Genomic DNA, 13,736 nt, shown 5'->3' with positions numbered 1-13,736 from the left:
CATTTATTTGTTCCACAGCAATCGTGTATATTCATTCCCTGTAATTTCTTAGGTTGCATAATATCCCCTTCTATTTAAATTATTTGAAAGCGTAAGATTAACGCCTAGTGTATTATATTCAAAAAATATTAATTAGGAATAGAACTGGTATGATGGAAAAATTCTAACAAAATGGAGTTTTCAAAGAACCATACACCCCTAAATCCGGTATTTTATTGAAAACAGTATTTGGAAATTTACAAATGAGGAGGAATCGGTTATTGCTTTGTGTGATGATAGCGGACACCCTAAGCGTATATAAGAAACAAAACAGAAATAGCTATGACCTTTAAGTAAAAAAGAAGAAAATTATAACCGTTTGATAGTCACATTAACTGAATATGTAAAATATTTGCATCATAAACAATAACGCGCCAAATTAAATAAATAAAAACTATAATGTAACCAATTGGTGATTCTTAACCGGCTGGTTACTTTTTATTTACTGTCACCCCAAAATAAATTTGTTCTGAAAAAATATACGAATATTACCCAAGGGGGGTAAGTGATCCTTAATAAGAAACTATTTGTTGGTAAACTAAGAGCATCAATAAAAGAAAATAAATAAAATGAAAGGGGTAGAAGTATGAATGAAGTAGGAAATTGGGTATTGGAGGAATTTATTCCCTGTGAACTTCCCAAAGATGTTGCTGATGGATTTGACCAGGTGATAAGTAAAATTGTTGGAGTTCATTACACACCGCTGCTCTATGTGGCATCGCAGATTGTGGCAGGTAAGAACCATATGATTATTTGTGAAAGTACTCCCTTAGTTATGAATCCGCAACGCGGTCTGGTTGCGGTCTATTTACACCAATCACTGCCTGCAGATGGTGGGGATTTCCAGCTGCTATCAGTTCAGCCAGTTAAAATTGGTTTATAATATGCACGGACTCGTGCAGTTTCCCATTTTATTATTAAACAATAAGAAAAAAATTAAAGGAGGTTATTAGTATGGCATATCCCGTATCTGATTTTACAGCAACAAAAATAGGTGAGAATTCAAGTGCCGAGCGCAGGGATGGAATGTCGGTAAACTCTGAGGTGACAATTAATGGCTCCTCAAATTTATATGACATCATTCGATTTAATGATAAAGGGTGCGTATATGGTATAACGTTAACTGGCTCTCCGGGATTTTACGATTTTGTTCTTAGTGTGGATGCACAGGGGCCGGAAGGATTTTTTTCAGGAGCAGGCTATCTGGCATTTACCGACAAGAGCGGCGATACTTATAAATTAAGCATTTACAGCAGTACACGGTCTGTACATACGGTAAGGTATAACAGCCAACAACCTGAAATCGTTAAAATCCAATGGAATAATGAATCGATTTAAATATTACATTGAGATTTTATTGATTTAATTGTTATCGAAAATATAGAAAAGCCAGAAGCTGTCACATCACGCTTCTGGTTTTTTGTCGTCACACCCGGGCTTTCATCTAATTTTAAAATAGCTTGACACTGCAAGATTACTGTGAAAAAATAAGAATAAAAAGCGCCTGAGAAAAACTTGATATGAGAGGAGGATACTTTTTGTTAAAGGTAATTATAGCAGATGATGAGATAAAAGTATGCCAACTGCTCACTCATCTGGTTAACTGGAATGATATGGGGATGGAAATTGTGGCGGTTATTAATGACGGGAAAAAGGCTTATGAAGCAATTTGTGATTGGAAGCCGGATATTGTCATTACTGACATACGTATGCCAAATTATGACGGAATAGATTTAATAAGGATGACAAAGGAATTTTTACCGGAGACCTATTTTATCATTATCAGTGGGTACAGCCAGTTTGAGTATGCAAAAAGCGCTATTCAGTACGGTGTGGAGAATTATCTTTTAAAACCAATAAAAAGTAAGGAATTAATCAATACACTTACTAAAATTATTGAAAAGCATAATTTAAAGCTATCAGCCAGTTCGGAAAAAAATGAATTAAAGATTATGCTTCACTCTTCAGAAGAAAAGGTGAAAAAGAATCTGCTGGCAGAACTTCTCGTAGATCCGGAAAGTAAAATAATAGGGATTGGTATAGATGAACTGAATCATGAGTTCTGCTGCCATTTTGAAAATGGTTATTATACGATACTCATTATTAAGCCATTTATGGAACCCGATGACAAAAACAAAGAGGTTCTTTCCCTGCTTTTAACAAAAATATTATGTACAGCAAAAGAGAAGCTGGAAGTATGCTGCAAGGAAGTTATTACCATGGCCTGGGAGGGGCAGGTATTATGCCTTATTAATATCGATGATCCCGCTCTTACTACAGTGAAAAAGCAGTTAAATAAAGTTCGCATTGAAATTTCAAATCTTCAGGACATATTTTCAAACGTCAGAATTGTGATCGGCATCGGTCAGGTTGTTGAAAGTCTGGCTAATCTGCACCAGATTTTACAGCAGGCTCAATCCGCTGTAATGGATCGCCTGATCAGGAACGGAGAATACATTATCGAATTTAAAGAAAGTGCCCGGTCCGGTAAAGAAGTTTTTGATGTGATCGATACACAGGTCAGAAACAGAATTCTGTCTTATTTTGAAGTGCTGGATATTAACAGTATACTCAGGGAATTAACAGAGCTTTGGAAGGTATTGGAGGAGAATGCTGAGGACAGTCAGTTTATATACCAGTATTATAATGAGATTGTAAGCCTGGTATTATATGGAGTTAAAAATTATATGAGTCCTTACCAATTTCCGGATCTGGCCTGGTATCAGAAAAAATTCAAATCATTTTTAACTGTTACGGAAATTTTTGAATGGCTGAAACAACATATCAGTGATGAATTTGAAAAATATACCTCTGAGAAGAGAATTCAGGACAGTAAGCCAATGCGGCTGGCAAAACAGTATATCAATGAGAATTATAATAAAGAAATTACACTGGAGAATGTCAGCAGTCTGACCGGCTTTAATCCAGCTTATTTTTCCGCTTTATTCAAAAAGGAGACAGGTGAGAATTTTATGGAGTATATCATGAAGGTACGGATTCAGAATGCAAAATATCTGCTGATTCAGACCAATAAAGATATTGGGGATATTGCAGCAGATGTAGGTTATACAGATCTCAAGTATTTCTCAAAACTATTTAAGAAGAAAACCGGGTTAAATCCATCGGAATTCCGCAAGCTGTACAGCTGAGAATGGAGTGTATATATTCATTGAAAAAAGAGAAAATAACATTTGCACAAAGATCCGTCTTATTGCTCAGTGTCTTAACAATGCTTATTTTTATCAATGCGATGATATGGCTTGCTATTCTGTGGAGACTGAAATCAATGGGACTGCAGGCGAAGCTTATAGTAACCATAATGCTCTTTTTATTTGCTTTAGGGCTTGGTCTGGCATTAAGAAACTGGATTATTCGTCCTTATCTGGACTATGCAGGATTGTTTAAAAAGTTTAACAACGGACAGATTTACAGGGAGTTTATGGACAGAGCCGGATTTGTCTTTCCAGGAATGGAAGAAGTACTGCTGCGGTATGATAAAATACTGGTAAGCCAGAGAAATACAAGGAAAACAAAAAGGCAGTCTGAATTTTTAGCTTTACAAAACCAGATTAATCCCCATTTTTTGTATAATACGCTGGAGGCAATCCGTGGAGATGCTCTTAGCCTTGGAATGGAATCTGTCGCCAACATCACCGAGGCACTGGCAACTTTTTTCCGCTATACAATTACCGATACGGGAAGCCTGGTTACCATTGAGGATGAGCTTGATAATGTAGATAATTATTTTAAAATACAGAAATACCGTTTTGGGGAGAAGCTGGATATTATATACGAATTTGTGGAAAATGATCCGGATATCTGCACGCTTTTGCTTCCCAAGCTGACCCTGCAGCCGATAATTGAAAATGCAATCTACCACGGACTGGAACGAAAGTCAGAAGGCGGAGAGATCCGAATCGGTATAGAACTGACGGAACGAAACGTTATAATCCGCATTAAGGATAATGGCGTAGGCATAGACGACCAGACGCTAACTGAAATCAATTATGGACTGGAGCATACCACGATGCCCTCTTTTTCTGAAGATAACAAAAATAAGAGGGGCGGTATTGCACTAAATAACGTATGCCGCAGAATTAAGCTATTGTTTGGAGAAGATTACGGCATCCATGTGTACAGTCTTACTGGGGTAGGGACCGAAGTTTGTATTATCCTACCAGTTGTTAAGAAAGAGAGTGGATTCACCTATGAAGGAAGAATACATTACCATTGAAAACGGCCGGATTGAAGAAAATGGTATTCCCGTTTTTACAGATTTAAATCTCCGCATTTATAAAAAGCAGATTATTGGTTTTATTTTTGACAGTATTATAGAACGAAGATATGTACAGGAGTTTATGAAAGGGAATCTGAATCTGAGCGAAGGAAGAATTTTTATTGAAGAAAACAGATCCGATACGCTGGAAGCAGGTAAGTATCTTACGAGCAGTGTTACATTTATAGAGAAGGAAAGTAAACTCATTGAAAATCTTCATATGGATGAAAATGTCTTTCTCTTCACCGGGAAAGAGATGCTGATTCAAAGGAGGAAATATTTAAGCGATTTAAAAAAGCTGATTCAATTTTTCGGACTGAAACTGGAGATACAGAAGAAAGTCCGTGATGTTACGGTAAAAGAAAGGGTTATTATCGAATTATTAAAGGCTTATGCAGAACAGAAAAAAATAATAGTACTTTCATACATGACGGGATATCTAAAGAAAAATGAACTGTGTGAAATCCAGCAGCTCATTAAACAGATGCAGAACCAGGGAATGTCTTTTATCCTTGTGGAACAGTTTGAAAATATACTGTTTGACTGGACTGATGAAGTGGTGGTTATTCGCCAGGGCAGAACCGCTGCTGTTTTTGATTCTGGAACAGTTAACCGTGAACGGTTATATTCTTCATTGTTAAGTCAGAATACAAAGCCAATGGCAGGTGTAGACTGTTTTGATATGGAAGAGGATGAGGAGAGAGAACCCGTATTAAAATTTGAGAATGTCTGTACCGATGTTTTAAAAGATATTAACATGGAGATAGAAGTGGGAGAAGTCCTGAAAATATATTATATGGATGATGAAAGCATACGGAGTGTGATTGCATTATTAAAAGGCGAGAAAAAGCCTCTTTCTGGAAAAATAGTCCTGAATGGGAAGGAATACCTGGCAAATCATATCATAGAAGCGGTAAATATGGGTATCTGTTTTATTGAAGAGTCACCGTACGACAATATGCTGTTTTACAATATGAGTGTAAGAGATAACCTTGCTTTGGCTTTATCCAGAAAAGTACCGTTTTTCTGGTTTAAGAACAGGTTTGTAAAGAGTGTGGGACTGCTGACAGAGTCATTTAACATAGAAGAAATTGCCCGGACAAAGCTTCGCAGGCTGGAGCCTTCCACGCTGCAGAAAATTGCTTATTACAAATGGTATTTGTATGCTCCCAGGGTTGTAGTCTGTATCAAACCGTTTACGGAGACGGATATCCACCTGCAGGAAATTACGGTAGAGATGATTTCCAGGCTGAAGTCACGGGGGATTTCCATTATCATTGTGACCCCTAATTATTCTGAACTGTATCGGGTGGATGGAGATATCATATATTTAAAAAATGGACAGATGATTGATGAGAATGAAGTATATCAGACGTTATATAAGAAATAGGGAATGTGCATAATATACAAAATGGCACGTTTCCTATTCTTTTTTTTATATAAAAAGCCATCTTCTAAAAACAGACCCCCCTATTCTAAAGATCAAATGTTGTTTGAAAGCATCTGAAATGATATTGTTATTGTGCAATATAAATAAAAAAGATCTGGATTGGGGTGCCGCATTGCGGCAGAATGGAGGTAATTATGAAAAGACAAATGAGTGGTGTTTTAATGGCAGCGATCCTTGCTGTATCTATGGCATCAGGATGCTCAAACAGCTCTTCAACTGGGACAGGGGATACTGGTGCAGCTGGAACAACAACAGGAAAGGCAGAGAATTCGTCAAAAGGGGAGCTGCCGATTCTGGGGGCAGGCATCTATTCTTCTTCTGACAATTTCAATTCCTATATTGGCAAGGCAATCAAAAATGCCTGTAACGGAGTATTTACCACCAATATTGAAGATGGACAAAATGACCAGTCAACACAGAATAACCAGGTTGATACCATGCTGGCAAAGGGGGCCAAAGTGGTAGCAGTTTCTGTGGTTGATGTAACGGCAGCACCCACACTGATTGAGAAATGCAAGGCAGCCGGAAATGTTCCCATTATTTTTTTTAATAAAGAAATAACCGATCAATCAGTCATTGCATCGTATGATAAAGCATATCAGGTAACCTCAACAGGCGGTGATTATGGGGCTTCCATCGAAGGGCAGATGATTGTGGATTATTGGAAAGCCAATCCTAAGATGGATAAAAACGGCGATGGAAAACTGCAGCTGGTTGATCTGATGGGGGACCCCGGGCATACAGCTGCTCAGCCAAGAGCTGATTTCGCTAAGAAAACCATTACAGATGCCGGTATACCGATTGAACTGTTAGAAGAAGATACGGGCATGTGGGATACAGCGAAGGCAAAGGACAAGATGGATGCCTGGATTTCCAAATACGGTGATCAGATCGAAGCTGTTATCTGCGGAAATGATGCCATGGCACTGGGTGCCCTGCAATCCATTGAGACAGCCGGATTTAATACAAAAGGTCTGGAGAGTGAGAAATACATTCCCATAATTGGCATTGATGCTTTGCCTGAGATGTTAAATAAGATAGAAAGCGGCGAAGTAATCGGTTCCGTATTACAGGATGCGAAAACACAGGGTAAGACCATAGTAGGTATGGCTGCTAACCTGGCAGGCGGAAAAGATGTGATGACTGGAATCGATTTAAAGATGGAATCCGGTGCTCAGGCCGTGCGTGTTCCATATCAGGCTATTACAAAAGAAAATCTGGATGTGGCCAAATCAACCTATGCCGAATAATGACACAGACGGACTGTTGCAAACGGCAGCTGTCATTTGCAGCAGTCCTATTTTGAAGGAGGAGATAAGGTGGCGGGTGAGTATATTCTGGAAATGAGAAATATCACAAAAACCTTCCCGGGAGTTAAGGCTCTTGATAATGTAACTTTAAAGGTAAGACCGGGAACAGTTCACTCCTTATTAGGTGAAAATGGAGCTGGTAAATCCACGTTAATGAAATGTCTGTTTGGTATCTATTCACTGAGCATGGGTGAGATTTTCCTGGAGGGCAGTAAAATAAGCTTTGATAATCCAGCCCAGGCACTGGAAAATCACGTATCCATGGTTCATCAGGAGTTAAATCAGGTGCTGGACAGAAGTGTCATGGAAAATGTCTGGCTTGGCCGCTATCCAATGAAGGGCTGTCTGGTTGATCATAAAAAAATGTATGAGGATACGAAAAGGATTTTCGACAGTCTGGGAATTGATGTTGATCCAAAATTAAAGGCAGGTGCTTTAACCGTTTCAAACCGGCAGATGATCGAAATAGCAAAGGCGGTGTCTTACAATGCGAAAGTAATTGTTATGGATGAACCAACATCGTCTCTGACTGAAAACGAAGTGGACCATTTATTTCATATTATCGAAAAATTAAAAAAAGAAAATACCAGCTTCATCTATATCTCCCATAAGATGGAGGAAATCAAACGAATTTCTGATGATATTACAATTATGCGGGATGGAAAATGGATTGCAACAGAGCCTGCCAAGGAACTTACAACGGACAGCATTATTAAAATGATGGTTGGGAGAGAACTAAAGGAACGCTACCCGCAAAAGAATACAAAGCCGGGAGACGTTTTGCTGAAAGTTCAAAAGCTGTCTTCATTGACCCCGGCTTTCCAGGAGGTTGATTTTGAACTGCACAGAGGCGAAATACTGGGAATATCAGGACTGGTTGGTTCAAAGAGGACGGAAGTATTAGAAACTTTGTTTGGCATACGTGCAGTAGGAGAAGGACAGGTCATCTTAGGAGGAAAGCAGATTGTTAACAGCACACCCATAAAAGCAATGAAAAACGGATTTGCCATGTTGACAGAGGAAAGAAGGGAAGATGGAATTTTTCCGGATTTAAGTATCTCTTTTAATATGACAATAACGAATCTGGATCAGTATTCAAAACGCTGTCTGCTGAGTGATACGTTAATGAAAGACAGGGTAAGCAGTATGATGAAAACCATGAATGTGAAAGCGCCATCTGCAAAGACAAAGATCGGCAATCTGTCCGGCGGGAATCAGCAGAAGGTAATCCTTGGCAGATGGCTGCTCACCAATCCGGATGTACTGCTTCTTGACGAGCCTACAAGGGGAATTGATGTAGGCGCTAAATATGAAATTTACCAATTGATGAATCAGCTGGCAGCCCAGGGAAAAGGAATGATTGTAGTCAGTTCAGAAATGCCCGAACTTCTGGGAATATGTGATCGCATTCTTGTCATGAGCAACGGACGACAGGCAGGAATATTCGATGCAAAAGAGGTTACCCAGGTTCAGATAATGGAAGCATCTGCAAAATATATTTAAATACTACGTGAATGGATGGCGAGTTGGAGGGTATTTATGAATCGATTAAAAAACATATTTCATGAAAAATCAATGCTGAAAGAATTGCTGGTGGAGAAGGTTATCTACATCGTATTAATTGCTTTATTTATTACTGTAGTTGTGATAGAACCTAAGTTCTTATCTTTCACCAACTTTAAAAATATCTTTGCCCAGTCCGCTACCAGAATTATTATTGCACTGGCAGCAGGTATGGTTTTAATTGTCCGTGGCTGTGATTTGTCAACCGGACGTATGATTGGACTGGCAGCAGTCATATCAGCATCTCTGATGCAGCAGGCGGGCTATGCATACCGGATGTATCCGGGTTTAAATGAACTTCCGCTTATTGTTCCGATTCTGCTTGTAATTGTCATTTGTGCGTTATTGGGAGCAATCACCGGAACTGCAATTGCAGTATTAAAAGTGCCCCCAATTATTGCAACACTTGCAATGCAGCTGATTTTATATGGGGCATCATCTATTTATTTTGACAGACCGCCCTACGGAGCACAGCCAATTGGCGGATTGTCAAAAAATATCATTGGAATTGCAACCGGCTTTTTTAAAGTGGGCAGGATTGAGATCCCTTATCTGATTCTGATTGCAATTGCAATTTGTATTCTGATGTGGGTGATATGGAATAAAACAAGGTTTGGAAAATACATGTATGCAGTAGGGGGCAATCCAGAGGCGGCTAAGGTATCCGGAGTCAATGTAATCCGCACTCAGATTATTGTTTATTCGGCAGCAGCCGTCTTATATGCCGTGGCAGCAGTACTTGAGGTGGGAAGAATCGGCAGTGCTTCCAATACAACCGGTAACGGATATGAAATGGATGCCATCGCTGCCTGTGTGGTAGGTGGTGTATCCATGTCGGGTGGTATTGGCAGTATCGGCGGCATCGTTATCGGTGTACTTATTTTTACAGTTATTAATTACGGTCTGGCATTTATTGGTGTCAATATGTATTGGCAGTATATTGTGAAAGGTCTGATAATCGCCCTTGCTGTTGTAATTGATATGAGAAAATATGCAAGGAGAAAATAAAAAGGAGATGTTTTTATGCGGGAAACAGTAAAGAAAACAAAGCTGACTGAAAACTGCAGCAAACAGACGATACAGTTATTTGTGGAAGAATTGATTCCAAAGCTTTCCATAGAAGAGAAAGTGGGAATCATGTCAGGTCAGGTAACAGAACAAAAACTTCTGGATGATCTGTTTTTAATTGAACACTACAATATAAAGCCATATCCAACCATGGCTGTAGAAAGACTGGGAATTCCCAATGTGCGTTTTGTGGATGGCCCAAGAGGAGTTGTAGCCGGAACCGCTACCTGCTTTCCGGTATCCATGGCCAGAGGGGCAACCTTTGATCCGGAGCTGGAAGAAGAGATCGGCAGAGCAATCGGTGCAGAAATCCGTGCACAGGGTGGAAACTATTACGGAGGTGTATGCATCAACCTTCCCCGCAATCCAAGATGGGGACGTGCCCAGGAATGCTATGGAGAGGATCCCTATCATATGGGAGAAATGGGGGCAGCACTGACAAGAGGCGTTCAGAGCCAGAATGTCATGGCCTGTATCAAGCATTTCGCCATGAACAGTATTGAAAATGCACGCTTTAAAGCAGATGTTCATGCAGATAAAAGAACCTTGCACGAAGTTTATCTGCCCCATTTTAAACGATGCATCGAGGAAGGGGCAGCTTCCGTTATGGGTGCTTATAACAAAGTATATGGGGAGCAGGCCTCAGAAAGCAAACTGTTACTTCGTGATATTTTAAGGGATAAATGGGGATTTGAGGGATTTACCCTGTCCGATTTCCTTTGGGCTGTCAAGGAGGGAGTGAAAGCGGTGAAAGCCGGAATGAATATAGAAATGCCCTGTTTCTGCCATTATAACGATGAACTTCCAAAGGCTCTTAAGGAAGGAAGAATTGCCATGGAAGATCTTGACGAGGCAGTGGGCTATATCTTAAGAACCATATTTTATTATGAGACGAGAAAAGATCCCATGGATTATACGGCGGATGTCCTTAGCTGCAAAGAGCATATTGCAATTGCCAGGCGCGCAGCCGAGGAATCTATGGTGCTTCTTAAAAACAATGGAAGAGTGCTTCCGTTTGACAAGAAAAAGACGGATAAAATACTGGTTCTGGGAGTGCTGGGCGATACGGAAAATATAGGAGACCACGGTTCCAGCAGAGTTCACCCCAGTTATACGGTTACTCCATTGAAAGGAATCATGAAAAAAATGCCCACTGCCCAGGTCCTTTATAACGACGGTTCAGATTTAGAACGGGCCAGAGAACTGGCAGCAGATGCAGATGCAGTGGTAATCATAGCTGGATATATTCACAGCGATGAAGGTGAATTTCTGGCAGACAGAAGTGATATAGCCGATATGGGCGGAGACAGACAATCCATGCGGCTGCATCAGAGAGATATTGATTTGATCAGGGGAATTAAGGGAATTTGCAAGAATACTGCAGTTTCCATTGTTGGGAGCAGTGCGATATTGATCGATGAATGGGAGGCAGATGTTCCGGCTGTTTTATTCTCTTTTTACAGCGGTATGGAAGGGGGAAATGCACTGGCAGATATTCTGTTCGGAGATGCATGCCCGGGAGGCAAGCTTCCTTATACAGTGGCAATGTCGGAGGATGATTATCCTTTCTTTGATCCTGATTGCACTTATGCGGAATATGAATATTACCATGGTTACTGTAAAATGGAAAAAGAAGACCGCAAGGTACTCTATCCATTTGGATATGGACTCTCCTATACAACCTTTGAAACAGACGAGCCAAAGATAGAGATATTCCATGATACAGCAAAGATTACCGTTAATTTAAAAAACACCGGTGATGTTGCAGGCGCCGAGGTTCTGCAGCTTTATGCGGGCTGGGAGGGCAGCGCAGTGGATCGTCCGGTTAAGGTTTTAAGAGACTTTGCAAGAGTAACCCTGAGTCCTGGGGAAACAAAACAGGTAAGCCTGTCTTTTACAAAGAAATCCATGTCTTACTTTGATGAGGAAAAAGATGAGTTTGTGGAAGAAAATATCGGCTACATTGCTTATATTGGAAATTGCAGCTGTAAAGAAGCACTGCATCAGATATCATTCCGGTTTTAACTACAAAAGTGTTAGGAGATGAAATATGAGGATTGGAGTAGATTATTACCCGGAGCATTGGGACAGAGATAGATGGAAGACAGATGCCCAGATGATGGTCGAAGCAAACATAAAACTGATTCGCGTAGGAGAATTTGCCTGGAGCCTGTATGAGCCGTTAGAGAACCAGTACGATTTCTCCTGGATGGATGAAGTTTTGGACTTCTTCCATCAATATGGAATTAAAGTGGTCTTGTGCACTCCTTCTGCAACCCCTCCCAAATGGATGGCGGACAAATATCCGGAAATATATCAGGAAGATATTCACGGTAATCCGAAAATTTTCGGAACCAGAAAGCATTACTGTTTCAACAGCGGGTTATACCGGGAGAAAACCAGAAAAATGGTGGAGCAGATTGCTTCCCGTTATGGAGATCACCCTGCTTTAGAAGCATGGCAGGCAGACAATGAACTGGGCTGGGCTAATACCACCAGATGCTACTGTTCAAAATGTGAGGAAAAATTCCGTATCTGGCTGAAAAATAAGTATGGAACCATTGATCATTTAAATAAACAATATGGAACTGTATTCTGGAGTCAGATCTATAACAGCTTTGATGAGGTGATCATTCCAAAGGCAGGAGCCTGCTATGATACCTGCCATGATACACAGGGGCAGAATCCAGGATTACTGCTGGATTACTACCGGTTTTCCAGTGAATCGGTAATCAGTTTCATGGATGAGACGGTGCAGATCATACGAACATACAGCAGAAAACCCATCACTACGAATATGCTGGATGCATCAATAAATTCAGGGACTGGTATTGATTATTTTAAAATGTCTGAAAAACTGGATTTTGTCAGCTATGACAATTATATTGAGTTTCAATGGGGAATTGCTGAGGCAGCAGGTGTATCAAAGGATCATACCCTGATGAGAAGTTATAAAAAACAGCCATATTGGGTCATGGAAGAGCAAAGCGGACCATGTGGCTGGAGTAAAATGGGTCCCACTCCGACGCCTGGAAAACTCAGGCTGTGGACCTATCAGTCTGTTGCAAATGGAGCCGATACAGTTGTTTACTTTCGGTGGAGAGCCTGTCCGTTCGGCACAGAAGAAAACTGGCACGGTATACTAAATCATGATGGAAAGCCAAACCGCAGGCTGGATGAGATCTCCAGAGTGGGAAATGAAATGGAGCACCTAAGCAAAATTTACGGAGCGTTACAGCCCAAAGCCAGAGTGGCCATCATAAAATCATTTGACTGTGAGTGGAGTCATTCCATACACAGACATGTGGAGGGCTTTAATTATGATAAGCTGTTATATTGCTTTTACAAGCCTTTTTATGAGCTGGGATTGGCAGTGGATTTTGTAAGACCGGATGAGGATCTTACAAACTATTCCCTTGTTTTGGCGCCTGCACTAGTAATGCTGAATGAAAAAGAAAAAGGTAATTTAACAGAGTATGTCAGACAAGGCGGTAATTTACTAATCACCTTCCGAAGCGGCATAAAAGACAGTTATAATAATATGCTTATGGATACCGTTCCCGGCTCCTTAAAGGAGCTGGCAGGTATTGAGGTACATGATTACGATCCGCAGTTTCAGAAACAGACCAGGGTATCTACTGTATTTGGTGAGGGGAAGGCCAGCCTCTGGTGTGATATTATAACTCCCGACACAGCAAAGAGTCTTGGAATCTATATTGATGATTTTTACAACGGAAAGTCCTGTTTTACGTGCAATGCCTTTGGGGAAGGCAAAGCGTATTATCTGGGGTGTGACTTAGAGGAAGAGGCGATGGAGAGGCTGGTTAAATATCTGGGAAAGGCTGCAGGGCTGCCGGTTCATTTATTTGCAATAAAAGGTCTTGAAACAGCTGAGGTAACAGATGGTAAAAATAATGCTTTATTCATTCTGAATCACAATGCATATCCAGTAGTGACTGCTATTGATGGTAAGTATAAGGAAATGCTTAGTGGTCAGAGTGTTAAGGACACAATCTGCCTGGAACCGTAT

General features: G+C 40.4%; 10 protein-coding genes (1 of these 10 running past the window's edge). All 10 read left to right on the top strand.

Annotated elements, in window-relative coordinates; translation table 11 throughout:
- Positions 1–625 precede the first annotated feature (625 nt).
- Entirely contained in the window at positions 626–922 is a 297-nt protein-coding gene (locus tag ACOAOT_RS16775) for a hypothetical protein (RefSeq protein WP_420218035.1), read from the top strand.
- Between the two features lie 71 nt (positions 923–993).
- Positions 994–1,377 (top strand): hypothetical protein, encoded by a 384-nt coding sequence (locus ACOAOT_RS16770; protein ID WP_420218034.1) that lies wholly within the window; start codon positions 994–996, stop codon positions 1,375–1,377.
- Between the two features lie 200 nt (positions 1,378–1,577).
- Positions 1,578–3,188, top strand: a complete 1,611-nt coding sequence (locus ACOAOT_RS16765) for a response regulator (RefSeq protein ID WP_420218033.1) — start codon at positions 1,578–1,580, stop codon at positions 3,186–3,188.
- A 20-nt stretch (positions 3,189–3,208) separates the two neighbouring features.
- The gene (locus ACOAOT_RS16760; protein WP_420218032.1) at positions 3,209–4,273 is read left to right on the top strand and encodes a sensor histidine kinase; all 1,065 of its coding nucleotides are present in this window, start codon (positions 3,209–3,211) and stop codon (positions 4,271–4,273) included.
- The gene (locus ACOAOT_RS16755) at positions 4,248–5,705 is read left to right on the top strand and encodes a sugar ABC transporter ATP-binding protein (RefSeq protein ID WP_420218031.1); all 1,458 of its coding nucleotides are present in this window, start codon (positions 4,248–4,250) and stop codon (positions 5,703–5,705) included. The genes ACOAOT_RS16760 and ACOAOT_RS16755 overlap by 26 nt, the downstream gene beginning before the upstream one ends.
- Positions 5,706–5,899: 194 nt before the next feature.
- Entirely contained in the window at positions 5,900–7,015 is a 1,116-nt protein-coding gene (locus ACOAOT_RS16750; protein WP_420218030.1) for a galactose ABC transporter substrate-binding protein, read from the top strand.
- A 93-nt stretch (positions 7,016–7,108) separates the two neighbouring features.
- Positions 7,109–8,578, top strand: a complete 1,470-nt coding sequence (locus ACOAOT_RS16745) for a sugar ABC transporter ATP-binding protein (protein WP_420219441.1) — start codon at positions 7,109–7,111, stop codon at positions 8,576–8,578.
- A gap of 36 nt (positions 8,579–8,614) precedes the next feature.
- On the top strand, positions 8,615–9,646 hold the full coding sequence (gene mglC / locus ACOAOT_RS16740; protein WP_420218029.1) for a galactose/methyl galactoside ABC transporter permease MglC: 1,032 nt from the start codon (positions 8,615–8,617) through the stop codon (positions 9,644–9,646).
- A 15-nt stretch (positions 9,647–9,661) separates the two neighbouring features.
- Positions 9,662–11,731 (top strand): beta-glucosidase family protein, encoded by a 2,070-nt coding sequence (locus tag ACOAOT_RS16735; protein WP_420218028.1) that lies wholly within the window; start codon positions 9,662–9,664, stop codon positions 11,729–11,731.
- Positions 11,732–11,756: 25 nt separating this feature from the next.
- On the top strand, positions 11,757–13,736 hold the 5' portion of the coding sequence (locus ACOAOT_RS16730) for a beta-galactosidase (protein WP_420218027.1). Its footprint extends 42 nt past the window's final position; the window shows 1,980 of its 2,022 coding nt (coding positions 1–1,980); the start codon lies at positions 11,757–11,759; its stop codon lies off the right edge, out of view.

Origin of the sequence: Lacrimispora struthionigena (genome assembly GCF_048627165.1) — a bacterium.
Classification (GTDB): Bacteria; Bacillota; Clostridia; order Lachnospirales; family Lachnospiraceae; genus Lacrimispora.
This window is presented reverse-complemented; position numbering and strand designations above follow the sequence as displayed.